Origin of the sequence: Roseobacter litoralis Och 149 (assembly GCF_000154785.2) — a bacterium.
Classification (GTDB): Bacteria; Pseudomonadota; Alphaproteobacteria; order Rhodobacterales; family Rhodobacteraceae; genus Roseobacter; species Roseobacter litoralis.
The window spans coordinates 4273718-4299500 of record NC_015730.1 but is presented as its reverse complement, the minus strand read 5'-3'; the positions used below and the strand labels follow the sequence as shown (position 1 = coordinate 4299500).

At 57.7% G+C, this 25783-nt stretch carries 24 protein-coding genes; 18 read left to right on the top strand and 6 right to left on the bottom strand.

The genetic code is table 11. The features are described 5' to 3' along the window. Positions 1-7: 7 nt before the first annotated feature. The gene (locus RLO149_RS20615) at positions 8-760 is read right to left on the bottom strand and encodes a hydroxypyruvate isomerase family protein (RefSeq protein ID WP_013964021.1); all 753 of its coding nucleotides are present in this window, start codon (positions 758-760) and stop codon (positions 8-10) included. 75 nt (positions 761-835) lie between these two features. Then, entirely contained in the window at positions 836-1411 is a 576-nt protein-coding gene (locus tag RLO149_RS20610) for a DUF1285 domain-containing protein (RefSeq protein WP_044025469.1), read from the bottom strand. 69 nt (positions 1412-1480) lie between these two features. Between RLO149_RS20610 and RLO149_RS20605 the strand changes: the two genes are divergently transcribed. The 5 genes from RLO149_RS20605 to RLO149_RS20585 all read left to right on the top strand — a co-directional run bounded on the left by RLO149_RS20605 (position 1481) and on the right by RLO149_RS20585 (position 10562). Continuing rightward, positions 1481-2488, top strand: coding sequence for an AAA family ATPase (locus tag RLO149_RS20605; RefSeq protein WP_013964019.1), 1008 nt, complete (start codon positions 1481-1483; stop codon positions 2486-2488). 71 nt (positions 2489-2559) lie between these two features. After that, a complete protein-coding gene (locus tag RLO149_RS20600) occupies positions 2560-3390 on the top strand; it encodes a DUF58 domain-containing protein (RefSeq protein WP_044025771.1) in 831 nt (276 codons plus the stop codon). Then, positions 3387-6164, top strand: coding sequence for a DUF4159 domain-containing protein (locus RLO149_RS20595; protein WP_013964017.1), 2778 nt, complete (start codon positions 3387-3389; stop codon positions 6162-6164). Before RLO149_RS20600 ends, RLO149_RS20595 begins: the two co-directional genes overlap by 4 nt. Further along, complete coding sequence (locus RLO149_RS20590; protein WP_013964016.1) at positions 6161-8203, top strand: membrane protein; 2043 nt, start codon at positions 6161-6163, stop codon at positions 8201-8203. The genes RLO149_RS20595 and RLO149_RS20590 overlap by 4 nt, the downstream gene beginning before the upstream one ends. A gap of 100 nt (positions 8204-8303) precedes the next feature. Next, positions 8304-10562 carry a response regulator gene (locus RLO149_RS20585; RefSeq protein ID WP_013964015.1) on the top strand — a complete coding sequence of 753 codons (2259 nt, stop codon included), beginning with the start codon at positions 8304-8306 and terminating at the stop codon, positions 10560-10562. On the opposite strand, the gene yaaA is transcribed toward RLO149_RS20585, so the two are convergent. From yaaA to RLO149_RS20570, 3 genes are all read right to left on the bottom strand, one after another. Next, on the bottom strand, positions 10547-11326 hold the full coding sequence (gene yaaA / locus RLO149_RS20580) for a peroxide stress protein YaaA (RefSeq protein WP_013964014.1): 780 nt from the start codon (positions 11324-11326) through the stop codon (positions 10547-10549). The two genes, RLO149_RS20585 and yaaA, sit on opposite strands and share 16 nt — an antisense overlap. Positions 11327-11360: 34 nt before the next feature. Then, the gene (gene recQ / locus RLO149_RS20575) at positions 11361-13403 is read right to left on the bottom strand and encodes a DNA helicase RecQ (protein ID WP_013964013.1); all 2043 of its coding nucleotides are present in this window, start codon (positions 13401-13403) and stop codon (positions 11361-11363) included. A gap of 108 nt (positions 13404-13511) precedes the next feature. Then, on the bottom strand, positions 13512-13799 hold the full coding sequence (locus RLO149_RS20570) for a YggT family protein (RefSeq protein ID WP_013964012.1): 288 nt from the start codon (positions 13797-13799) through the stop codon (positions 13512-13514). A gap of 156 nt (positions 13800-13955) precedes the next feature. On the opposite strand from RLO149_RS20570, the gene RLO149_RS20565 reads away from it, so the two are divergent. From RLO149_RS20565 to RLO149_RS20505, 13 genes are all read left to right on the top strand, one after another. Beyond that, entirely contained in the window at positions 13956-15320 is a 1365-nt protein-coding gene (locus RLO149_RS20565) for an MFS transporter (protein ID WP_013964011.1), read from the top strand. Then, positions 15317-16246 (top strand): penicillin-insensitive murein endopeptidase, encoded by a 930-nt coding sequence (gene mepA, locus RLO149_RS20560; RefSeq protein ID WP_013964010.1) that lies wholly within the window; start codon positions 15317-15319, stop codon positions 16244-16246. Before RLO149_RS20565 ends, mepA begins: the two co-directional genes overlap by 4 nt. Next, positions 16219-17139 (top strand): esterase-like activity of phytase family protein, encoded by a 921-nt coding sequence (locus RLO149_RS20555; protein WP_044025468.1) that lies wholly within the window; start codon positions 16219-16221, stop codon positions 17137-17139. The genes mepA and RLO149_RS20555 overlap by 28 nt, the downstream gene beginning before the upstream one ends. A gap of 69 nt (positions 17140-17208) precedes the next feature. After that, positions 17209-17829 (top strand): queuosine precursor transporter, encoded by a 621-nt coding sequence (locus RLO149_RS20550; RefSeq protein ID WP_013964008.1) that lies wholly within the window; start codon positions 17209-17211, stop codon positions 17827-17829. A 350-nt stretch (positions 17830-18179) separates the two neighbouring features. Further along, positions 18180-18599, top strand: a complete 420-nt coding sequence (arfB, locus tag RLO149_RS20545) for an alternative ribosome rescue aminoacyl-tRNA hydrolase ArfB (protein WP_013964007.1) — start codon at positions 18180-18182, stop codon at positions 18597-18599. 193 nt (positions 18600-18792) lie between these two features. Next, on the top strand, positions 18793-19683 hold the full coding sequence (locus RLO149_RS20540; protein WP_013964006.1) for a DMT family transporter: 891 nt from the start codon (positions 18793-18795) through the stop codon (positions 19681-19683). Positions 19684-19839: 156 nt separating this feature from the next. Continuing rightward, complete coding sequence (locus RLO149_RS20535) at positions 19840-20454, top strand: ribonuclease D (RefSeq protein ID WP_013964005.1); 615 nt, start codon at positions 19840-19842, stop codon at positions 20452-20454. Further along, positions 20451-21413, top strand: a complete 963-nt coding sequence (locus RLO149_RS20530) for a KpsF/GutQ family sugar-phosphate isomerase (protein WP_013964004.1) — start codon at positions 20451-20453, stop codon at positions 21411-21413. Before RLO149_RS20535 ends, RLO149_RS20530 begins: the two co-directional genes overlap by 4 nt. 5 nt (positions 21414-21418) lie before the next feature. Further along, positions 21419-22027, top strand: coding sequence for a hypothetical protein (locus RLO149_RS20525; protein WP_013964003.1), 609 nt, complete (start codon positions 21419-21421; stop codon positions 22025-22027). Between the two features lie 3 nt (positions 22028-22030). Then, entirely contained in the window at positions 22031-22522 is a 492-nt protein-coding gene (gene lptA, locus RLO149_RS20520; RefSeq protein ID WP_013964002.1) for a lipopolysaccharide transport periplasmic protein LptA, read from the top strand. Continuing rightward, a complete protein-coding gene (gene lptB, locus RLO149_RS20515; protein WP_013964001.1) occupies positions 22523-23281 on the top strand; it encodes an LPS export ABC transporter ATP-binding protein in 759 nt (252 codons plus the stop codon). It begins immediately after the preceding gene. Positions 23282-23529: 248 nt separating this feature from the next. Further along, positions 23530-24096, top strand: a complete 567-nt coding sequence (gene hpf / locus RLO149_RS20510; protein ID WP_013964000.1) for a ribosome hibernation-promoting factor, HPF/YfiA family — start codon at positions 23530-23532, stop codon at positions 24094-24096. Between the two features lie 40 nt (positions 24097-24136). Next, the gene (locus RLO149_RS20505; RefSeq protein WP_013963999.1) at positions 24137-24601 is read left to right on the top strand and encodes a PTS sugar transporter subunit IIA; all 465 of its coding nucleotides are present in this window, start codon (positions 24137-24139) and stop codon (positions 24599-24601) included. 257 nt (positions 24602-24858) lie between these two features. On the opposite strand, the gene galU is transcribed toward RLO149_RS20505, so the two are convergent. Next, complete coding sequence (gene galU / locus RLO149_RS20500; protein ID WP_013963998.1) at positions 24859-25752, bottom strand: UTP--glucose-1-phosphate uridylyltransferase GalU; 894 nt, start codon at positions 25750-25752, stop codon at positions 24859-24861. Positions 25753-25783 lie beyond the last annotated feature (31 nt).

Genomic DNA, 25783 nt, shown 5'->3' with positions numbered 1-25783 from the left:
AGACGCTCTAGGTCTGAAACAGGGCCATCCAGTCCAGATGTTCTTCGGTGCGCCCATCAACGGTGTAATCGGCAACCAGCCACCCGGCATATTGCGCCCGGTTGATCGCCTCCGCGAAAGCTCCAAAATCCATCGCACCGGTGCCGGGCGCGGCGCCTTCAGTATCCGCCAGTTGGATATGCCGTACGAGGTCGGCATAGGTCTCGAACACCGACACGGCATCACCGCCTAGGGCTGCGGCGTGTTGGCTGTGAAACTGCAAACCAAGGTTGGGCGCACCAACATCATGGATCACCCCCGCCGTGACCTCAAAATCGGATAGAAACGCATCGGCTTGTGCCTTGGGTTCCAGCGTCAGCGTGATCCCGTCGGGTGCTGCGTCACAGGCATGGCGCAGGTTTGCCACAAGCGTTTGGCGCGCTGCCGCGCCGGAGGCGACACCCGCCATGATGTGCAGCACTGGCACCCGCAGCGCCTCACAATAGCGCAACGCGCGGCGCAGATCATATTCAAACCGCTTTTCCAGCCCCGGCACTGCGGCGAATCCACGATCTCCACCCGTGTAGTTGGGGGGCGGTGCGCAGATATGCACCACTGGCAGGCCTGATCGCAGGGCGGCGCGTTGCGTCTCTTTGGCAGGCATTTCGTAGGGCAGCGGCACCGCGACGCCCTCAAACCCTGCCGCCTGCGCCGCTTCAAATCGGTCAAGATAGGGCAACTCAGCCCAAAGGGTGCTTAGGTTGGCGGCAAGTTTCGGCATGATCGTTCTCCCCTTCGGATCACGCTATCAATCGCGACCTCAAGACCCAAGCGGAAAGCCCTTAAAATGCCAACGTCACGGCAAATCCGCGCTGGGGATCACCGGAAAGAAAGCTCCAGACGACCACAGACCAAACCAGCCGTCATGATGCGCGCCAAGATCAACGAGCCGGTAAAAGCTCTTGCGGTCAATCAACGCATCCAGATTGCTGCGCACCCTGATATAGGGCGACGGTTCGCCGGTTTCGGGATCGCGTTCAACGCGGATGGGCAGCTCAGCGCTGGCCACGGCGCTGTCATCCACATGGGTGAAGAATTTCAACACCTGATCTTTGCCGGTGCCGCGCGCTTCGAAATCGACGGCGACAAAGGGCGCATCGTCCACCGTGATCCCGACCTTTTCCACCGGGGTGACGAGAAAGTAATCTTCACCTTCTTTTTTGAGAATCGATGAAAATAATTTGACCAAACCGGGCCTGCCAATCGGCGTTCCCTCGTAAAACCACGTGCCATCGCGGGCAATTCGCATGTCCAGATCGCCACAAAACGGCGGATTCCACAAATGAACGGGCGGTAAGCCGCGTGTTTTTGCTGCATTTATTGACGCTGCAAGGCCCTCTGCCGATGGGGTAACGGTTTTTTGTCCACTCATTGCTTTTGCCATTTCATTAGAGCGCCATAGATTTACAGTGAAGCATATAACCCAACGGAGCGGATTGTCATGAGTGAAGCAGAGGATTTGGTCGCCGAGATCGAAGCACTGGGCGAGAAACTGGCTGAGGCCAAGTCATCGATCACCAAACGCTTTATCGGTCAGGAACGTGTGGTTGAGCTGACGCTGACCGCGCTGCTTTGTGGTGGGCATGGCCTGTTGATCGGTTTGCCGGGGCTGGGCAAGACACGTCTGGTTGAGACGTTGTCGACCGTGATGGGGCTGCATGGCAACCGCGTACAGTTCACGCCCGACCTGATGCCTGCGGATATCCTCGGCTCCGAGGTGCTGGATACAGCCTCCGACGGCAGCCGCGCGTTCCGCTTCATCGAAGGGCCGATCTTTTGCCAGCTGCTGATGGCGGATGAAATCAACCGCGCCTCGCCGCGGACGCAATCCGCCCTGTTGCAGGCGATGCAGGAAAAAACAGTTACCGTTGCCGGCGAAAACCGCAGCCTTGGCGTGCCGTTCCACGTGTTGGCCACGCAGAACCCGATTGAGCAGGAAGGCACCTATCCGCTGCCCGAAGCGCAGCTTGACCGTTTCCTTGTGCAGATCGACGTGGCCTATCCGGACCGCAACACGGAACGTGACATTCTGCTGGCAACCACCGGGGAGGTCGAAGAAGCCTCAACCGAAGTCTTTTCCGCAGACGCGTTGCTGGCTGCGCAACGGCTGCTGCGCCGCATGCCGGTGGGCGAAAGCGTGGTTGAGATGATCCTTGATCTGGTGCGGGCCTTCCGCCCCGAAGAAGAAACCGCGAGCCAGCAGGTGCGTGAGACCGTGGCATGGGGCCCCGGCCCGCGCGCGGCACAGGCGCTGATGCTGACGGTACGCGCCAAGGCCCTGCTGGAAGGGCGGCTCGCACCCTCCGCCGAAGACGTCATTGATATGGCCCGGCCCGTTCTCAGCCACCGCATGGCGCTGAATTTCGCCGCACGGGCGCGCGGGGACAGCCTGACGGATCTGATTGAAAGCACTGCGGTGACACTTTCCGGGACAAAGGCCGCCGCGTGAGTCCCTTGTCTTCCCTGCCGCAGGACGCGCGACCAACCGCGCTGCGCGCGACTGCCGAAACGCAGGCCGCGATGCTGCCTGCCTTGCTCGCGCGGGCTGAGCATCTGGCGGGCGCCGTTCTGCTGGGCGATCATGGTCGGCGTCGCGCAGGCATGGGAGACGACTTTTGGCAATACCGCCCCGCGCAACCCGGAGACAGCCGCCGCCTGATTGATCACCGTCGATCCGCGATGGGCGACACGCAGTTCGTCCGAGAACGCGAATGGCAAATTGCACAATCGGTCATGCTTTGGGTGGATCAGGGCGCATCCATGCGGTTTTCCAGCACCAGCGACGTGCCGCAAAAAGCGGACCGCGCGCGGGTCTTGGCACTGGCCATCGCGATCCTGCTGGTGCGCGGGGGTGAACGGGTCGGCCTGACTGGCACGACGTTGCCACCACGGCGCGGAAATGCCCAGATACTGCGGCTCGCAGATATGTTCACCAAGGATGCAGAGGACGATTATGCGCCGCCCGAACACCGCGCGATGATCCCGTCAGCGCGTGCCGTGTTTATTTCCGATTTCATGGGCGACGTTTCAGAGGTGAAACTGGCGCTGACCAAAGCCGCCGACCGTGGAGTGCGCGGGGTGCTGTTGCATGTGCTTGATCCCTCCGAAGAGGAATTCCCCTTCTCGGGTCGCACCATTTTCGAAAGTGTCGGCGGCACAATTAGCCATGAAACGCTCAAAGCCAACGACTTGCGCACGCGCTATCTGGACCGACTGGCCGCCCGCAAGACCGAATTGCAGCACCTCTGTGCGGTGACCGGCTGGCAATACGGGCAGCATCACACGAATATGTCTGCGCAATCTGCATTGCTGTGGCTTTATTCTGCGCTGGATACAGGTGGCTTTCGATGACTGTTCTGGGTGGCATCGGATTTACCGCACCATGGCTTTTGCTGGCGCTTCTGGCCTTGCCGATACTCTGGCTCATCCTGCGCGCGATCCCGCCAGCACCGATCAAACGCATGTTTCCCGGCGTGGCGCTGCTCTTGGGTTTGCAGGACGATGAAAGCGTGTCTGACCGCACGCCGTGGTGGCTGCTATTGCTGCGGATACTGGCGGTCGCGGCAATCATACTGGGCCTTGCAGGACCCATCCTGAACCCGAATGAGGATCAGGCCGATGGCAGTGGCCCGCTGATGATTGTACTGGATAGCAGCTGGGCCGGTGCGACCCGCTGGGACGAGCAGATAGAGGCTATTGATGCGCAGTTGAGCCGCGCCAGCCGTGCGTCACGCCCGGTTGCATTCCTTGATCTGGCCAGACCCGAAGCCCCCGTTTTTCAGGCCGCCGATACATGGCGCAGCCGTTTACCGGGATTTACGCCCTCCGGATGGCAACCTGATGCAGCCCGCATCGCAGAGGCGACCTCATTTTTGAACGAAACCGGTGCATTCGACACGCTGTGGTTCAGTGACGGGCTCGACTATCCGGGTCGCGATGAGGCACTCGCCGCGTTTGAGGCGAAAGGCGCGGTCGATGTATATCAGACCGCCGCCAATGTCGTCGCCCTTGCGCCTGCGGACTTTGAAGACGGCGCTATTCTATTGACAGCATTGCGCGCCGCGCCCGGGCCAGAACGTGAAGTCGCATTGCAGGTGCAGGGCCGTGATCCGGTGGGCAATGCGACATTACTCGCCACGGCAACGGCCACCTTTCAGGCCGGGGAAACAACCGCGGACACCGCATTGACGCTGCCCGCTGAGCTGCGCGCGCGGATCACGCGGTTTGATATTCAGGGCCAGCGTTCTGCCGGGGCAACGACACTGGCGGATGATGCGCTGCGCCGCCGTGAGATTGCCCTGATCGCCGGGCGCGAAGACCGCGAGGGGTTGGAGCTTTTATCCCCGCTGCATTATCTTGAACAGGCGCTCGCCCCCAGCGCTGATCTGATCAAGGGCAGCCTGTCCGATATCCTGCCCGCCAACCCGGATGTGATCATTCTTGCCGACATCGCCACCTTGTCTGGCGGCGAGGCGGAGGACTTGGGCGAATGGCTGGATCAGGGCGGTATGCTGGTGCGCTTTGCCGGCCCGCGCGTCGCCGCAAGCGATGTCAGCCGCGTGGACGAAGACCCGCTGATGCCCGTGCGGCTGCGCACCGGTGGGCGAACCGTCGGCGGTGCCATGAGTTGGGGCGAGCCCAAGACCCTCGCCCCGTTCCGCGAAAACTCACCGTTTTTCGGCCTGCCGATCCCCGATGATGTGCAAATCACCAGTCAGATCATGGCGCAACCTGATCCGACACTGGCCGAACGCGTGATTGCGGAACTCACCGACGGCACGCCACTGGTAACGCGCAAAACCCGCGAGCAAGGGCAAATTGTGCTCTTTCACGTGACGGCCACGGCGGATTGGTCTACGTTGCCGCTTTCGGGTCTGTTTGTGCAGATGCTGGAACGTCTGGCCGTTGCATCCTCGGGCACGCGCCCTGATGCGACCCAATTGGACGGCACAACATGGACGCCAGAACAGGTTATGGATGGATTTGGAACACTCTCAGACGCGGGTAATCTGCCCGGTGTGCCCGGCCCTGACCTTGTCACGGCCCCGCCCAGCCCCGAGATGCAGCCGGGCATCTATGCCTCCGGTGATCGTCGCCTCGCGCGCAACGTTGTGACGGATGAAACCCTGCTGGAACCCGCCGTCTGGCCTGCGCGCATTCCCGTGCGCGGGTTTTCCGTGCCACCCGAACAACCCATCGCGGGTTTGCTGCTAAGCCTTGCGCTGCTGACCCTCATTGCCGATGTGATTGCGTCGCTCGCCCTGACGGGACGTCTGACAGGCGCGGCCAGTCGCACGGCGGCCATCGTCATCGCCTTGGGCGTACCACTCGCCATGCCCTCGCAAAGCGCCGCACAAAGTACTGAGCTTGACGAATTTGCCCTGCAATCGACCGAAGAGATGGTGCTCGCCTATGTGATCACCAGCGATGCGCGCGTAGATGATTTGTCGCGCGCCGGGCTGTTCGGGTTGTCGCAAACATTGACGTTCCGCACCTCGGTCGAACCTGCAAGCCCTGTCGGTGTTGACCTTGAGCGCGATGAGCTGGCGTTTTTCCCGATACTCTATTGGCCGATCACGGTGGATCAGCCCCGCCCCTCGTCAGAGGCCTACGCCAAGCTGAACGCCTATCTGCGCTCGGGTGGGTTGATCCTGTTTGATACCAAAGACGCAGATATCGCACGGTTCGGTGCGGCCAGCCCGAACGGTCGCAAACTGCGCGATCTGGCCGCCCCGCTCGATATACCGCCCTTGGAACCTCTGCCTGCGGATCACGTTCTGACCCGCACGTTCTACTTGTTGCAGGACTATCCGGGACGCCACACCAGCCGCGATGTCTGGGTCGAAGCGGCCCCCCCGGATGCCGAACAGATCGAAGGCATGCCGTTTCGCAACCTCAATGACGGCGTGACGCCGGTTGTGATCGGTGGCAACGACTGGGCTGCAGCCTGGGCGATGGCGGAGAACGGCGCGCCGCTGGTGCCAATTGGGCGCGGGTTTACTGGCGAACGGCAACGGGAACTGGCCTACCGCTTTGGCGTGAACCTCGTGATGCATGTGCTGACCGGCAATTATAAATCAGATCAGGTGCATGTACCCGCGCTGCTAGACAGGTTGGGCCAATGACCGGACAGATGATATTTGACCCGCTGATCCCATGGACGCTTTTGGTGACGATTGCGGTCCTTGCAATGGCGGGTATGGTTTTTGCCGCCCTGCGCGGGCTGAGCGGTTGGGCCCTGCGCGGTCTTGCGGCTCTCGTCGTCATCGCGGCGCTGACAGGCCCGAGTTACCAGCAAGAGGACCGCGCAGAACTCAGCGACATCGTGCTGCTGCTCGAAGATGAAAGCGCCAGTCAGAACCTGTCGGACCGCGCCGCGCAAACACAAAGCGCTGCCGATGAACTGGCGGACAGCATAGCGGCACGCAGCAATACCGAAGTGCGGCGGATAACCGTCGCAGATGGCGATGGGGATGCGGGCACACAGCTTATAACGGCGCTGTCCAAGGCCCTCGCCGAAGAACCGCGCAGCCGTGTGGCAGGCATCATCGCCGTATCGGATGGTCGTGTGCATGACGCGGACTTGCCGGTAAACCTGCCCGCGCCGATGCATCTGCTGATGACGGGTAAGAGCACCGACTGGGACCGTCGGCTCAGCATCAAAAACGCACCCGCCTTTGCGATCATCGGTGAACCTGTCACCCTGACCCTGCGTATCGAGGACATGGGGAATGGCCCGGCTGAAGCCTCCACAGCGCCCTTGCTAATCTCGGTCGATGGGGCGGAACCGCAGGAATTTCAGGTGCCTTTGGGTCAGGACATCGACCTGCCCGTGACCTTGCCCCACGGCGGGCGCAATGTGATCGAATTCACCGTGCCAGAGGCTGACGGCGAATTGACAGATCGTAACAACAAAGCCCTGATCCAGATGAATGGCGTGCGCGACCGGTTGCGCGTTCTGCTCGTCTCGGGTGAACCACACCCCGGCGGGCGCACATGGCGCAACCTGTTGAAATCCGACAGTTCCGTGGATCTGGTGCATTTCACGATCCTGCGTCCTCCGGAAAAGCAGGACGGCGTGCCGGTCAGCGAATTGTCCCTGATCGCTTTCCCCACACGCGAATTGTTTTTGGAAAAGATCGACGATTTTGATCTGATCATCTTTGACCGCTACAAACGCCGGGGCATTTTACCCGCGCTTTATCTCGACAATGTCGCCAATTACATCCGGCAGGGTGGTGCCGTTCTGGTTGCGGCGGGCCCTGATTTTGCGGGCGCGGATAGCATCTATCGCTCACCTTTGGGACCAGTACTGCCCGCGTCCCCGACCGCCCGCGTCCTTGATCAGCCGTTTCGACCCACCGTGACGGAAATCGGCAACCGCCACCCCGTGTCGACCGACCTGCCCGGTGGCGGCGATTGGGGCCGATGGTTGCGCCATATCGACATCACCGACCCAAAAGGCAATGTCGTCATGACCGGCGCTGGGGACAGACCTTTGCTCGTGCTTGATCGCGTTGGTGAGGGGCGCGTTGCTTTGCTGGCCTCCGACCACGCTTGGCTGTGGAACCGCGGGTATGAAGGCGGCGGGCCACAATTGGAGCTTTTGCGCAGGCTCGCGCATTGGATGATGCGTGAACCCGAACTCGAAGAAGAAGCGCTCACCGCTGAAGCCACGGGCCAAACCATGCGCATTTTGCGCCGTACCTTGCAAGAATCCGTGCCGCCTGTCGTGATCACTGATCCCTTGGGGAACGTCACCGAATTGCCCCTGCTACAATCCAGCCCCGGCGTTTTTGAGACCGTTTTCGACGGCCCGGAAATCGGCCTTTACCGACTAGAGAATGGCGATCAGATGGCCGTCATCGGCCTTGGCCCCGCTGCACCGCGCGAATTTGAACAAACCATAGCGACGCCGGATATTCTGGCGCCGGTTCTCGCGGGGCTGCGCGGTGGCACGGTGATGCTGGAAGACGGGCTGCCCCGACTGCGTGATGTGCGCGAAGGGCGACCAGCTGCCGGGCGCGGCTGGATCGGTCTGACCCCGCGCAACGCATATGAAACCCGCGATGTGCGCCAGACCGCCATCCTGCCGGGGTGGCTGGTTCTATTGCTTTCTGCCGGTCTGATAACCGCCGCTTGGCTGCGCGAAGGGCGTCGTTAAGGCGTGAATTGACGGTTATCGCGTCCGGTTAAACAGATATTCACCCAAAAGCGGCAGTTTGCAGCACAGATCGGTGTTGTTAATCCATGCGAATATCTGAATGAGCATTGCCAATAAACTGGCCCAGGAAAGGCGTAGCAGACTTGCTGCGGAGCGGCTGCTTGAACTCAAGCAGGCCGAGCTTTTCGCTGCGAACCGGAAACTGGGGCTTCATGCGCGCCAGCTGTCGAATGAAATCGTCGAAACACGCGCCGAAGTCGCCAATGTGCGGGATGAAAACAAACGGGTCAAATCGGACCTTTCTGCGGCGCACAAACAGATCGAGCGCGTTGAACGCAGGCTGTGGCAGTCCATTGAAACGATAAATGACGGATTCGCGTTCTACTCACCTGACTTAGAACTCATCATGGCAAATAACTCATATCTTGCTGTCTTTGACGGGCTCGAAGACATGCAACCCGGTGTGAGCTATGTCACAGTGCTGCAGTTTTTGACGGAAGAGGGCATCGTCAATATTGGCGATATGCAACCGGCAGAGTGGCGGCAGAAAATGATTGAACGCGTTCAATCCGCCGAGCCCGAAGCCGTCATTATCAAGCTGTGGAATAACGAGTATATCAGAATGATTGATCGTCGGGGACCTGACGGTGACATCATCTCACTCGGCATCAACATCACCGCCGCTGTGCAATACGAAGAACAACTAAAAGCAGCCCGCGCCAGCGCAGAGGCGGCAAGCCGCGCGAAATCGGCCTTCCTCGCCAATATGAGCCATGAAATCAGAACGCCGATGAACGGGGTCGTGGGCATGGCGGATGTTTTGACCGAAACCCCGCTGAGCGAAGAACAAAGGCTATATGTAGACACCATCAAGAACTCTGGTGAGGCGCTGCTTGTTATCATCAACGACGTGCTGGATTACTCAAAGATTGAGGCAGAAAAACTTCAACTGCACCCAGAGCCGTTTAACCTCGAAAAATCCATCCATGAGGTGCTGAGGCTGCTGCAGTCCATCGCGCGCGACAAGGGAATCTTGCTCTGTGTCGATTATTCCTTGCTCCTTACATCTGACTTCATCGGCGATCCTGGCCGCCTGCGCCAGATTCTCACAAATCTGCTCGGCAATGCGGTCAAATTTACGACCGAGGGGTCCGTTACTGTGCGCGTGTCGGGTAAACCTGACGAGGCCACTGGAAAGGTGATTGTGCAGGTCAGGGTGGAAGATACCGGCATTGGCATTCCGGAGGACATGATCGACCACGTCTTTGGCGAGTTCAATCAGGTTGAAAGTGAACGCAACCGTCAATTTGATGGTACGGGTCTGGGTCTGGCGATCACCAAACAGCTGATAAAAATGATGGATGGGCAGATCTGGCTCACCTCGGAAGAGGGCGTTGGCTCCTGCTTTGGGTTTGAAATCGCACTCGAGCCGCCGGGCCCGGTCACGCTAACGCATCCGGTTTTGGACCCCGCATTGCGACATGTCATGGTGGTCGACGATTTCCCGCTGAACCTAGACATATTGCAGCGGCACCTTGAGGAATTGGGCCTTAAGGTCACGGCCTGTCAGGATGCAGCCAGCGCTCTTGCCATGCTCGACAGTTCGGTCGACCTCGTAATCGTTGACCACATCATGGCAGATATGAATGGGTTACAATTTGCTGAAACAGCGAGGCTGGCCGGTCATACCCAGCAAATCGTTTTGCTCAGCAGCAACCACGGGCATGCCAGCAAGGACCCGCTGAGCGACAAAGTCGACGTTATTGCCCAGCGACCCTATCTGCGCAGTGACTTGTTTGGCTGGCTTGAAGCGGTAAAACCTGTGGCGGACCATGAGGAAATTCCTGAAACCGCCGATGAAACCAAGACACCACCGGTATTTTCACATCGCAAGGCGGCCTCACCGCCTGAACCGCAACCCGTTGAACCAACAGCACCACGCAAAATGCGTATCCTTGCAGCCGAGGATAATAAAACCAACAGGCTGGTCTTTGGCAAAATGATCAAAGCCCTTGATATCGAGCTACAATTTGCAAATGACGGGCAAGAGGCTGTCGATGCTTATCCGGTGTTCAAACCCGATCTGATTTTCATGGATATCTCAATGCCACGTCTGGATGGCAAAGAGGCAACCCGCGCGATCCGCGACATGGAAAAAGGGACGGATGTCCATGTGCCAATTATTGCATTGACCGCCCACGCGATGAGCGGCGATGACAAGGAAATCCTAGAGGCGGGACTTGACCACTATATGACAAAGCCACTGCGCAAGAACGAAATCATTGGAAAGATCGTGGACTTCCGTCCAGCCGACGCCGATCATCCCTGCCCTGACGAATTGGATCAGGCAGCGGGATAGGGCCGTACGAAAACAGGCTTGTCCGGCGTCGATTGCTCCGGCTGATACACGTATCCGCCCGTGTCGAAACTGGTCAGTGCCTCCGGGTCAGACAGGCGGTTTTGGATCACGAAGCGGGCCATGGCACCACGCGCCTTTTTGGCGAAAAAGCTGACGATCTTCGGGCCTTTACCGTCATTTTTGTCTTCCATGAACGCCGGGGTAATAGCCCGCAACTGCAGGGCTTTGGGCGCAACCGCACCGAAATACTCCTGACTTGCACAGTTGATAAGCACATCCGTCCCGACGCTTTGTGCCTGCGCATTCAGTGCTTTGGACAGGTCATCGCGCCAGTACTCATATAGGTTCGACCCGCGTCGCGTTTTCAGGCGGCTTCCCATTTCCAACCGATACGGTTGAATGGCGTCCAGAGGGCGCAAAACCCCGTAAAGACCCGACAAAATCCGCAGATGATCCTGCGCCCATGCGCGTTCATCTTCATTTAGGCTTGTCGCTTCCAACCCCTGATACGTATCTCCCGCAAACGCCAAAGCGGCGGGTCGCGTGGCCTCTGGAGCGGGCTCTTCCGAAAACGCATTGAACCGGTCGCGGTTAAGACGCGCCAGATCATCGCTTAATCCCATCAATGATTTCAAGTTTGCAAGGGTGAGGTTGCGGGCTGTTTTTGAAAGGCGCACCGCATCGTCCTGAAAGTCAGGTTGCGTGACCAAAACGTCCCGTTCCGCCCAATCCAACCGCTTAGCAGGTGAAATCACCACCAACATACATCATCCCCCGGAAATCTCTCTGCTGTTGTATCTAGCCCGCCTCTCGCAGGACGTCCAGAAAGGCCGACCCAAAACGTTCTGCACGGCGATCGCCCAGTAAACTCTCGACCGCTTTTTCGTCGGCGTTGTGCATCTGCGCGAGTTTGGCCAGCTGCGACGAGGAACAACTCAGCGGCTTGTCCTGACCCGCCTCGCCCCGCGTCAACCCGGCCTGCACTTCGAGAAGGCGGTCGTAGACTGTGCCTGCGGTTTTACCTGCCAGCTTGCGCCGGTTCGGGTGCATATGCTCCGCTTCGCCATTGATCACCTCGAGAAAGGCCGCGCCGTAGCGTTCGAGCTTCTTGGCCCCCACACCGCCAATACCTGCCAGATCATCGAGGGTCCGGGGTCGGTTTTCAGCCATTTCAATCAGGGTCCGGTCGGTAAAGATAATATATGCCGGGACCTTGGCATTCTCAGCGAACGCGCGACGCTTGGCCTTGAGCGCGGAAAGCAGCGGTGCGTCTTCTTCGGCAACCATGGACTTCACTGCCGGACGCCGCGTGCTTGCGTTGCGAATACTGTCGCGCCGCAATTCAATCGTCGCCTGATCGCGCAGGATCGGCAGCGCTGCATCCGTCATCTTCAATGCACCATGGCGCGCGGGGTCCGGACGCACCAGATCATGCCCCATCATTTGCCGGAAGACGGCTTGCCACTGGCGCTTGTCGTATTCCTTACCAACGCCGAAAGTAGGCAGAGAATTATGGCCGCGCTGCATGACTTTGTCGGTTGAAACGCCCAGCAAGATATCAATCAGATGCCCCGCCCCGAACCATTCCTCTGTGCGCAGGATGGCCGACAGGGCCTTGCGCACTGCAACGGTGCCATCAAATGTTTCGGGCGGCGCATCGCAGAGATCGCATTTGCCGCAGGTGATTTCGGTCTCTCCAAAGTAGCCCAAGAGCGTCGCGCGACGGCATTTCATCGCTTCGGCCAATCCCAGCAACGCATTGAGCCGCGCATGATCCGCAGTACGGCGTTCGGGGGGCGCCAGCCCTTCGTCGATCTGGTTGCGCCTTAGACGGATATCATCCGGTCCAAAGAGGGTCAGCGTTTCAGCCGGTGCGCCATCGCGCCCGGCCCGGCCAATTTCCTGATAATAGGCCTCGATCGACTTTGGCAGATCCGCATGCGCCACCCAGCGGATATCCGGTTTATCAATGCCCATACCAAAAGCGACCGTCGCCACGACGATCAGCCCGTCCTCTTGCTGAAAGCGGCGCTCCGCGATCCGGCGATCCTCCGCCTCCATACCACCATGATAGTGCAACGAAGTGCGACCCGCATCGCGCAGGGCCGCAGACAGGCTTTCGGTTTTTGCGCGTGTGCCACAGTAGACAATGCCTGACTGCCCGGGGCGTGCTGCCGCAAAATCCAAAATCTGGCGTCGAGGGCCATCCTTGGCCGCGAAAGACAAATGAATATTCGGGCGATCAAACCCGCCAAGGAAAATCTGCGGATTTCCGTCATCAAACAGTTTCTGAACAATTTCGGCGCGGGTTTCCGCATCTGCTGTCGCCGTGAAGGCGGCCAAGGGCACAGCCAACGCGCGCCGCAGTTCACCAATGCGCAAATAGTCGGGCCGGAAGTCATGCCCCCATTGGCTCACGCAATGCGCTTCGTCTACGGCAATGAGCGATACACCGATGCGCCGTAGCAGGCCCAGCGCCGACCCTGCCGCCAGACGCTCGGGCGCCATGTACAAAAGCTTGAGTTTCCCTTGATCCAACGCATCGAATACCGCGTCGGTTTCCTCGGGCGTATTGCCGGACGTCAGCGCCCCTGCGGCCACGCCTGCTTCTTGCAGGGCCCGCACCTGATCGCGCATCAGCGCGATGAGAGGTGAAATCACAACGGTGACACCATCGCGCAGCAGTGCAGGCAATTGAAAACACAGCGATTTTCCACCGCCCGTTGGCATAATCGCCAGCACGTTTTCGCCAGCAACCACCGCATCGACAATTTCTTCCTGCCCGGGTCGAAATGCATCAAACCCAAAGACATCGCGAAGCATCTGGGGTGCGCCGGTCATGTCGATCCTGTTCTTTATTTCTGCTTTGCGGGGCAGACTCCCACAGTCACGAATCGCGGACAAGGGCTATCCTGCGCATTTGTGAAAAATGCCGGCGTCAGCCCACGACTAGATGAAGAGCGCGTAGTTGTTGACCAGTACAATGCGCAGGATGGCAACGATCAAAAGCACGGCCAGAGGTGCCAGATCAATCCCACCCATTTGCGGTAAAATCCGACGCACAGGGCCGTAGATCGGTTCCAGCAAGCGGTTCAGCCCGTACCAGATTTGCGCAACGAGAGGTTGCTGCGTGTTGAGCACCTGAAAATTGATCAGCCAGCTCATGATCACATGCGCGATGATAAAGAACCACACAACATTCAACAGAAGCATCAGAATTTCAAAGATCGATTGCATCAGAATACCTTTCGTTGGGCCTTGTCCAGTTAAGCAAGCGGCGCACAAAGGGCAAGGCTGCGCTTGTCGTAGAGGGTGCGATTTAAAAAACCTTTACTTGCCTGCTCACAAAGGGCCTGTTCTACCTTAAGGAAACAAGGCAGAGCAGGCAGCTGGATGAGTTCAACGCGTCAACGCATTTGGGGTTGGTATTTCTTTGATTGGGCAAGCCAGCCCTACAACACCCTGTTGCTGACCTTCATTTTCGGCCCCTATTTCGCGCAGACGGCAACCGAAACATTGATCGCTGACGGCATGGCGGCCGACGCGGCACGCGCGCAGGCGCAGGCCTATTGGGGCTATGGTTTGACGGCGGCTGGGATCTCAATCGCAATACTCGCGCCGCTTTTGGGTTCAATCGCAGATGGCAGCGGGCGGCGCATGCCGTGGATCGTTCTGTTCAGCACGCTTTACGTCGTTGGGTCCGCTGGCTTGTGGTGGACAGCGCCTGCGGATTCTTCGATCCTTTGGGCCCTGTTCTTTTTCGGTATTGGTCTGATCGGCATGGAGTTTGCCACGATTTTCACCAACTCCTTCCTCCCCGAGCTTCACCCAAATAGCGACGAACGCGGTCGCATATCAGGCTCTGGATGGGCGTTTGGCTACCTTGGCGGCGTGGTTGCGCTGGTCATCATGCTTGTGCTGTTTCAGGCTGGTGAGACGGGGCGCACGCTCGCTGGCCTTTCGCCATTGTTTGGCCTGAACCCCGAAACAGGCGCAGATACACGCATCGTCGGGCCCCTTACCGCTGCGTGGTTTATGATTTTCATTATCCCCTTCTTTTTGCATTTCCGCGACACCGGGCCAAAACGCGCACAGAAAAACCATCTGCGCATCGGCTTGAATGGTTTGTGGAAAACCATTGCAAAGCTCCCACAAACGCCGTCTTTGCTCGCCTATCTGGGGTCTTCGATGTTTTACCGCGACGCACTGAATGGCCTCTACACATTTGGCGGCATTTACGCGTTGGGCGTCCTCGGGTGGACCATCATGGACATTGGTGTTTTTGGCATTCTTGCGGCCATCAGTGGCGCAGTTTTTTGCTGGGTCGGGGGCCGGGTTGATCGTCGCATCGGCCCAATGCCCGTGATCGTTTTCTGCTGTGTGACCCTGATCCTGACATCAGGGCTGATTTTGTCGCTGACGCCCACGTCAATTCTGGGAATTGGGCTGGCTGAAGGCTCTGCCGTCCCAGACATTGCGTTTTATATTGCTGGCGCACTCATCGGGGCGGCAGGCGGCGCACTGCAATCATCGTCACGTACCATGATGACCCATCAGGCCAACCCGGAACGAATGACCGAAGCCTTTGGCTTATACGCGCTTTCCGGCAAGGCAACATCGTTCCTTGCACCTGCATCCATTGCAATTGTATCAGACCTCACCGGAAGCCAGCGCATGGGGATCACGCCGATTGTCGTGCTTTTCATTCTGGGTCTGATCCTGCTCATATGGGTCAAACCCAAAGGGGATTACGCATGAAGACTGCACATTTCATCCTGACATCCGTGCTTGCATTTGGCCTGTTGGCCTGTTCCGAGCAAGGCGCGCCGCCCGCGCAGGTCGCGCCGCTGGCAACCATCGGAACCTCCGGACACAAAGACAGCCTCAAGCCTGCAAAACAGCTGTTTGGGGCGAAATCAGCAGCCTCGCAAAGCGCCGCCGCCCCCTTTGGCAGCTACGCAAAAGGCTGTGTCGCAGGGGCAGCGCAACTGGCCGAAACCGGCCCGACGTGGCAGGCAATGCGCCTGTCGCGCAACCGAAACTGGGCGCACCCCGAGACCGTGAGCTTTGTCGAAGACCTCAGCCGAAAAGCAGCGCAGCAACCGGGATGGAATGGTCTCTATGTAGGGGATTTGAGCCAGCCACGCGGGGGGCCCATGCTGTCGGGTCATGCCAGTCACCAGATTGGTCTGGACGCGGACATCTGGCTGCGCCCCGCCACAAATCTGTCGCTGAGCGTGGCGGAACGCGAAAACATCTCGTCCATTTCGCTGCGGCGCAACGCCGGGGCTTTTGTCAACGACAACTGGACCCCGCAACACGCCGAGATCCTCAAGGCCGCCGCATCGGACCCGCGCGTTGCGCGTATCTTTATCTTTCCCGGCGCAAAGGTTCAGCTTTGTGAGACTGCAACAGGTGACCGGTCATGGTTGCGCAAAATCAGACCGTGGTATGGCCATCACTACCATTTTCACGTGCGTCTGGCCTGCCCCAGCGGATCGACAGGTTGTGTGGATCAAACACCGCCACCCGCAGGGGACGGATGCGCAGATGCGCAGGCTTGGGTCAATAATATCCTGAATCCACCGCCACCGAACCCCAATGCGAAACCTAGAAAGCCCAAACCCCCCATTCGCCTTGCCGATTTGCCTGCACAATGCGCCGACGTTTTACAGTCGCAGTAATTGGCATTGTGGCGTTCGCGCCGTGGTTCTGGTTCAAGCCAGTCGCGCCAACGGATCAAACCGCACACCTGTTGTCAGTGACAGACATTCCACGCGACGAAGACTGGATCGGCGGCCTGTCCGGCATTGATCTGACGCCGGATGGCGCGGAATTTGTCTTTGTTACGGACCGCGGGCATGTGGCGCGCGGCCAGCTCCTGCGCAGGGGCGGGCAACTGACGGGTATCGAGATCGACACGAAACGTGTGTTGGTCGACCCGCGCGGTCGTGTCTGGGAAACACTGCAGACGGATGCGGAGGGGGTTGCCTGGGCGGCGTCCGGTTCGGTTTTCGTGTCCTTTGAACACGCCCACCGCGTGCACGCCTATCCGACGCTGGACACGCCCGAGAAACTGCCATCCTACACCCATGCATGGGGCGCATTGAAACAAAACGGCGGGCTCGAAGCGCTCGCCATTCAGGACGGTGGATCACTGTTCGCGATCCCAGAGCATGTCCACCCCGGTGCATGGGCCGCACTGGTCTATCGCCGCAAACCGGGGGAGACGTGGCAACAGGCCTTTACCCTTCCGGTCACGGACGAATTCTCCCCGGTTGGTGCCGATTTTGGCCCCGATGGGCGGCTCTATGTGCTTGAGCGCGGCCTGTATCCCTTCGCCTTTTACAGCCGTGTGCGGGCCATGACGGTGCAGGAAGACGGCGTGACGGATATCGAAACCATTCTGCACACCAAACTGGGGGCGCATGGCAACCTCGAAGGGATTGCCGTTTGGCGCGACGCCGCCGGAACCCTCAGGCTGACCATGGTGTCTGACGATAATTTCTATCCCTTCATGCGCGGTGAAATTGTCGAATACGCTCTGACGCAAAGGGTTGCCACGCAGCCGCAATAGGCCTAAAGACGCGGCGTCGGCGATGGTTGCCGACCAAGTGCCGCACCCTTGCCAAAACGGATTATTCACATGACACGCGCTCACCTCCCCGGCATCATTGCCATGGCTGCCATCGTTGTTGCCTCCAATATTCTTGTCCAGTTCCTGTTCGGGAATTGGCTGACGTGGGGGGCTTTCACCTACCCGCTTGCTTTTCTTGTCACCGACATCATGAACCGCGTTTACGGCGCGCAGGCCGCGCGGCGCGTTGTGTTCACCGGCTTTGTCGTCGGGATCATCTGTTCGTTGATCGGCACACAGATCATGGGCGAATATGGGCCACTGGTCACACTTCGGATCGCAATCGGGTCCGGCATCGCGTTCCTGACGGCGCAGTTGTTGGACGTGTCGATCTTTTCCGCGCTGCGCGGCGGGACATGGTGGCGCGCGCCGCTGGCCTCTACACTGATCGGTAGCACCGTCGATACTGCCTTATTTTTCAGCATCGCGTTTTCTGCAAGCCTCAGCTTTATCGAACCTGCCAATGACGTATCCTGGGCGGGCGAGGTTCTGCCGATCCTTGGATTTGGCCCTCAGGCCCCGCTATGGGTGTCGCTTGCCATCGCGGACTGGGGCGTCAAACTCAGCCTTGCGCTGCTGGCGCTGGTGCCGTTCCGCATGATCACTGCGCGGATGACCGCCGCGCAGTAACACATCTTTAACGAAAAAAAGCTTGGCAAATTTCTGAACCTATGCGACGATTCTAATATCAGAAACAGATAGGTAAAGGAGGTGATCCAGTGTCAAGAAAGGTATTGGAGCGAGGTGTCGGAACAGCTTTGGAGGTCGCCTGCTAAGGCAGCCCTTACCGGGCAGACCACAAGGTGGACGTGATCGTCTAACCGATCCCACCTCCGCAACCATTCGATTGGGCCGCACTGTAAAAGTGCGGCCCTTTTTGATAGGCCTATCCATGTGAACACCTGAGCGGAGACCGCCATGCGCCAAAGATCCATCCGGCAATTCAGTCAGCGTTTCAGGGCGGCTTGCCTGAGGTCATCATGAAAATCAGCGACAACATCACCATTGAGGATTGGGAACTGACGGAGAGCTTCATGCGCTCCTCCGGTCCCGGCGGGCAGAACGTCAACAAGGTTTCATCGGCCGTTGAATTGCGGTTTGAGGCCGCGCGTTCGCCGAATTTGCCCGCACCGGTCAAAACCCGCCTGAAACGCCTTGCCGGGCGGCGCTGGACAACCGACGGTGCGCTGGTCCTGCAATGCGAGGAAACCCGCAGTCAGGCCCGCAATCGGGAGATTGTACGCGAACGATTGTCAGAACTCATTCAAAAGGCGCTGGTGGCCCCCAAACGGCGGATCGCAACCAGACCCACACTGGGGTCGAAAAAGCGGCGACTGAAAGCCAAAAAGCAACGTGGCGAGGTCAAATCACTGCGTGGACGGGTCGACCCGGAAAAATAGCGCCGGGTGATCGCGGCAGCATTTGCAGGAAATACGTGACATTAAAGCGTCATGCGAAAAACCTGAATCACATAACGCTGCCTGAAATCAAAGATTTCAACGCGTTACGTGATGCTTGATGTTTCAGGTATTTCGTCAGACGCTCTGGTCGTGACGCTTCTACTGTGCGGGCGGAAATGCAGGATTTCACAACATGCCAGCGAAAGACAAAACGGCGCTTGCCATCGGTCTAAGCCTGATTGCTTTGCTGCTTTTCGACGCCATGGGGCTGGTGATCAAGCTGCTCTCTGAGAGATATTCCGCGATGGAGCTTTCTGCGTGGCGCAATATATTTGGGTTAATCCCGGCAATCATTGCCATATATCTGTCCCCCACGTGGCGCGCCGCAGGGCAACCGGTGAAGATCAGACAATGGAAGCTGGCGCTGATGCGGGGGTTTATCGTGACTTTCGCCCAGATGTGTTTCTATCTGTCCCTTGGATTGATGGCTTTTGCCACCGCTTCGACGATTACCTATGCCAACGCACTGTTCATGACCGCGCTTGCCGTGCCTCTTTTGGGTGAAAAGGTCGGACCCGTCAGGTGGGGTGCGGTGCTCATCGGATTTGCGGGTGTCATGCTGATTATGAAACCGGGCACAGATGCGTTCACCCCCTACGCGCTGCTGCCACTGGCGGCTGCAGCACTTTATGCATTGGTTGGCGTCACCTCGCGCCTTTTTGATGATACCGTGCCCAGTCCCTTGATCAGCCTCTATTCCGCAGCAACCGCGTTGGTCACATCAGCCATTATCGCATTGTTCTGGGGCGGTTTTACGCCCATCGCCAGTTGGTCAGACATGGGCTGGATCATTGCTATGGGCGGCTTCGGGGGCACGGCGGTTTTGTTTCTGGTGTCCAGCTACCGCATGACGGAACAAAGCAACCTCGCGCCGTTCAGCTACTTTGGTATACCGATGGCCTTTGTTCTGGGGTGGATATTCTTTGACGAAACACCCTGGAACACACTCTTCCCCGGTGCTTTGCTTATTGCGGCGGGCGGGTTAATGATCATTTGGCGCGAAAGACAATTGCGATCACGGTGAAACGCCTGCGCAGTCTCCCCTTTAATGCGCAGCCACAAAAGCCCACATATGCTGCAGGCTTGTGCCGTATCGTTTCCGGCGCTAACACGCAGCGCATTGAAACACCAACGACCCAACAGGCTATGCCGACGACGGCCAGCAGGATATAGGAAACCCATGACCCATAAAGTGTATAAGAATGATCTGCCGGATGGGCTCGACCTTGGGCCGATGGTCGCGATTGATTGCGAAACAATGGGCCTGCACCCGCACCGCGACCGCTTGTGTGTCGTGCAACTGTCAGGCGGGGATGGCAAAGCGCATCTGATCCAGATCGCTAAAGGCCAGACAGAAGCGCCGAACCTGTGCAAACTGCTGGAAGACCCAAATGTGCTCAAGCTGTTTCATTTCGGGCGATTTGATATCGCCGCCATGCTGAACGCTTTTGGCGCGACAGCCGCCCCCGTTTACTGCACGAAAATCGCCAGTCGTCTGGTGCGCACCTATACAGATCGTCACGGTCTGGCCAAACTGCTGCAGGAGCTTTTGAACATCGACATCTCGAAACAACAACAATCGAGCGACTGGGGTGCTGACACCCTGACCGATGCGCAAATCGACTATGCGGCATCAGACGTGCTTTATCTGCATCAATTGCGTGAGGCCCTGAACACGATGCTGACGCGCGAAGGCCGCATGGAAACAGCGCAAGCCTGCTTTGACTTTTTGCCAATGCGGGCAAAACTGGACTTGATGGGGTGGCCTGACACGGACATCTTTGCCCACTCATGAGCCAGGTTTTTCAAGACACCGCACGCCGTGTGATCCGCATTGAAATAGACGCCCTGCAACAGCTTGAGCAAAGCATTGATGACAGCTTTGCCAAGGCCGTTGATCTGATGATTGCAGCCACGGGTCGCATTATCGTCTGTGGCATGGGCAAATCGGGCCATATCGCACGCAAGATCGCCGCGACTCTGGCCAGTACCGGCACGCCTGCGCATTTCGTACATCCCGCCGAGGCAAGCCATGGCGATCTTGGGATGATGGGGGCGGGCGATGTTGTGATCGTCTTGTCCAACTCCGGCGAAACACCGGAACTGGCAGATGTCATTGCATATACGCGCCGCTTTGCGATCCCCATGATCGGTGTGGCAAGCCGCCCGGAGTCCACGTTGCTGAGGCAATCTGACGTCGCATTGATTTTACCCCGCGCGCAGGAAGCCTGCGGAACCGGCATCGTGCCGACGTCGTCGACGACGATGACGCTGGCCTTGGGGGATGCGCTGGCCGTCGCATTGATGGAACACCGCCAGTTCACACCAGAACACTTCAGAAATTTTCACCCCGGCGGAAAGCTTGGCGCACAGTTGAGCAAAGTCGCGGACCTTATGCACACAGGCGACGCCGTACCGGTCGTATCAGGAAACGCCCCCATGTCCGACGCGTTGCGCGAAATCGGCCAGAAAGGGTTTGGGGTCGTGGCCGTATCTGACCCACAAGGGCGGCTGCAGGGCATTATTACAAATGGCGATATCAGCCGACATATGGACGGCTTGGCGTCCTTTGAGGCGAATAACGTCATGACACCATCGCCCATTACGATCACGCCCGACGCCTTGGCCGAACAAGCCGTTGGCATCATGAACGATAAAAAGATCACCTGCCTGCTGGTTGTTGATCCAGAAGTCCCGCAGAAACTGATCGGGCTGATCCATATTCACGACTGTTTGCGCGTTGGGCTCGGATGATCTTGATGCATACCGATCGTTACTCACGGATGGTGGCATGGTTGAAGGTGACCCTGCCTCTGGTAGCGCTTGGTATGTTGTCGACGCTCTTTTTGATTTCGCGTGCCGTTGATCCGCCCAGCACGATTCCTTTTGCCGACAGCGAAGTGCAGGAACGCCTGACCAACCAGCAAGTCACCGGCCCATATTACACCAGCATGTCCGCGAATGGCGATCAGATTGCCGTGATTGCTGAAACCATGACAGGGCCAACTGGTGTCGGTGGAACCAACAAAGGCAAAAACGTCGATATTGAGATGAAGATGGCCAGCGGTTCGAACATTACCGCCTATGGTAACGATGCCCTGATTGACATCGCAAATGACCGCTCAACGCTCAATGGGGATGTGAAAATTACGACTTCAACCGGTTATGTCCTGTATTCCGATGAGTTGTTGCTGCGCATGTCCGTCACGGATGTGACATCACCACGTGCAGTGCGCGCCACAACACCCTTGGGTGATCTGGAGGCCGGTGCCATGCGCTTCTTTGTCCCGGAAGGGCAAGAAGATGGCCAATGGGTTTTTACAAAGGGCGTAAAACTGTTACACAATCCGGATAATGTGAAAGAATAATCTGTGACTTTTTTCAAAACCTTCGTTTTTTCCCTATCGCTTGTCTTTGCGGCCACCGGTCTGTTTGCACAAGGCACTCAGGTGGCTTTTGGCACGGTTCAGGAAAACAGCGGGCTGCCAGTTGAGGTCACGGCAGACAGCCTCGCAGTCGATCAAAACGCCGGAACTGCGCTGTTTACGGACAATGTGATCGTGATCCAGGGCGAAATGCGCTTGTCTGCCGACAATGTGCTGGTGATCTATGACACGACGGCACAGGCGATAGACCGCATTGAAGCCACCGGCAATGTCGTGCTGATTTCCGGACAGGATGCCGCCGAATCTGAGCGGGCAGACTATAATGTCGACGATGGGACAATCGTGATGAGCGGCAGTGTTCTTGTTGCGCAAGGCCCCTCGGCAATAAGTGCTGACACGATGACCGTTCAGATATCCGACGGCACCGCGCAAATGTCAGGCCGGGTTAAAACCGTGCTGCAAACCGGTGATCAGTAGATGGCACGCCCCAAGCTGACAGTCGCAGAGGGCTCTGCCGGGCTACGGGTTGAGCATTTGCGCAAATCATACCGCAAGAAAACCGTCATCCGCGATTTTTCGATGGAATTGGACAGGGGCGAAGTCGTCGCTTTGCTGGGGCCAAACGGGTCGGGCAAGACAACGACATTTTACGCCATCGCGGGGCTGGTCACACCGGAAGGCGGCAGCGTGCGGATCGATGGGCAGGATGTGACGACGTTCCCCATGTATCGCCGCGCGCAGCTTGGGATCGGGTATCTGCCTCAGGAAATGAGCATCTTTCGCGGCCTTTCCGTACAGGACAACATCGCCGCAATCCTCGACATTACCGAGTCCGACCGCCACAAACGGCGTGAGCGGCTCGAGGAATTATTGTCGGAGTTTTCCATCGAGCACCTGCGCCGCGCTCCGGCACTTGCCCTGTCGGGTGGTGAAAGACGGCGCGTGGAAATTGCCCGCTGTCTTGCGGCCAACCCGCGATACCTGCTACTGGACGAGCCTTTTGCAGGCGTGGACCCAATTTCGGTGGATGACATCCGCACGCTTGTGTCCGACCTCAAAAAGCGCGGCATCGGTGTGCTTATTACAGACCACAATGTGCGTGAAACACTGGAAATTGTGGATCGGGCCTATATCCTGCACGAAGGCAAAGTGCTGATGTCAGGCACGCCTCAAGATGTTGTCGACAACGAAAACGTGCGCAGAGTTTACTTGGGCGATAAATTCAGGATTTCCTGATATACCCTTTGTTAACCTTTACCTTTTTTCCGCTTATGCGTGTTTCTTTTGTTTGACTCCCGCCCCAATTGTCGGGCTGAATAGGGGTATGGCAAAGATCAGTCCTTGTGTTTCACTGTGTCAGACAGCTCGTCAGAGCACAAAAAACAACAACCTGAAGAGCAGCCATTTTCCGTAACCTGCCAAAAGTTCAGCAATGACGCTCACGCGAGTGATTTTTGGCAGTGTCTGACTTAAAAGGAGAACCTATGCGGTATCAAATCAGCGGCAAACAGATCGATATTGGTGAAGCGCTTCAGACCCATGTACGCGATGAACTCAGCGAAGCGGTCAAGAAGTATGCCGAGCGCCCGACCGAGGCCGTCGTGGTTTTCTCCAAATCGGCACATGAGTTTGTTTGCGAGGCGACCGTACATTTGTCCACGGGGCTGACAGCACAGGCCAAAGCGCACCAGACTGAAATATACGCAGCCTTTGATGCATGTCGCGAGAAAATGGAAAAGCAACTGCGTCGATACAAGCGTAGGTTGAAAGATCATCACAAAGATCGGGTGGAGCCTGTTGAAATCTACGGCGCATCCTCATATATCCTCGCATCAGAGGTTGAGTCGGAGGATCAGGAACCTGAAACACTGCAACCGATTATCGTGGCTGAAATGGAAACTAAAATCCCATCTCTTTCCGTAGGCGAAGCAGTAATGCAGATGGAGCTTCAAGGCGCTCCTGTTCTGGTGTTCCGAAACGAAGGCAAGGAAGGCGTAAACGTTGTGTACCGTCGGGATGACGGAAACATCGGCTGGATCGATCCTCAATAAAGTCTAACGGCGCAGGGTGCGTCAAAAAAGTGCGGGCGATATGGAATTTTCTGAACTCCTGAAGCCGGAGGCCGTAAAGGTGCTGAACTCGGCCTCCAGCAAAAAACGCTTGATGCAAGACATCAGCGACCTCTCTGCGCAAGTCTATGATTTGAATGCAGATGTGGTCCTTGATGCGATGCTGGCACGCGAAGCACTTGGGCCGACGGGTGTGGGGCATGGCATTGCCCTGCCACATGCGCGGTTGAACGATCTTGACTCGGTTCTAGGTGTTTTCGTTCTTCTCGATAAACCAATCGACTTCGGATCAGTTGACCGCCAGCCCGTTGATATCGCTTTCGCACTGTTCGCCCCCGAGGATGCGGGTGTCGATCATCTCAAGGCATTGGCGCTGGTCTCGCGGACCTTGCGTGACGCTTCCGTGTGTACGAAGCTGCGGGCAAATCGCAACGCAGCCACGCTCTATACCATCCTGACATCAGCCGAAGCTGAGCAAGCCGCCTGACACTGGGCTGCTGATCCGAGAAACCCAAAGTGATGTTGCCGCGGCCATCCTCTTTTGCGCCGACAAGGCCGAACTTTGGGACAGCGTCAAATGAAACTACGACCTGACGAATAATAGACGCGACAAGGGAAGTTGCCTGCGGTCAGGACACAGTTTTCCGTAGCCTCAGGCATGGACGCTTTTTGATTTCATTACCAATAGCAGATGAAGCCTGACTGCGGGACACAGGCAATCAGGCCTAAGGCAGTATGGCCACGCTACTGCGCTGCCTTACTCATGCTGACGATATCATGGATGTATTCTGACAGATCATCCCGAAGGTCGTCACGGGCCAGGCCGAATGAAACGGTCGCCTGTAAAAAGCCCGACTTTGAGCCACAATCGAATCTTTGACCCTGGAACCGGTACCCATAGACACCGCTTTCCTTGTTGATCTCGGTCGCGATCGCGTCCGTCAGTTGGACCTCACCGCCGGCACCTTTTTTCATGTCGTTGAGGTTTGTCAAAACCGCAGGGGCCAGAATATAGCGACCTATGACGGCAAGGTTAGACGGCGCTTTACCGGCTGGTGGTTTCTCAACCATGCCTTTGACGCGCACCATCGACCCCATGTCCGTTTCGATATCCAACATGCCGTAAGATGATGCTTTTTCCGGAGGCACTTCCATCGCGGCGACCATATTGCCGCCCGTTTCCTCATATGCCTCAACCATCTGCTGCAGGCACGGTTTGTCACCGGCAATGACATCGTCCGGCAAGATAACCGCGAAAGGTTCATCGGCAATCAGGCGGCGCGCGCACCAAACGGCGTGACCCAGCCCCAGCGCTTTGTGTTGTCTGATATAGGCAATTGCACCGCTTTCCATATTGGTGTTTTCGAGCATTTCCAACAGCTCTGTCTTGCCTTTGTCACGCAACGATTGCTCGAGCTGCGGCGCATGGTCGAAATAGTCTTCCAGCGCACCTTTGCCGCGAGACGTCACAAAGATGAATTCCTTGATCCCGGCGGCGCGCGCTTCGTCGATTGCGTATTGAATCAGCGGTCGATCAACGAGCGTCATGATCTCCTTCGGGACAGATTTTGTCGCGGGCAAGAACCGCGTGCCCATTCCTGCAACAGGAAAAATTGCTTTCGTTACTTTGCGCGTCATCTCGCCACCCTCGTTTGCCATATTCGTTCTT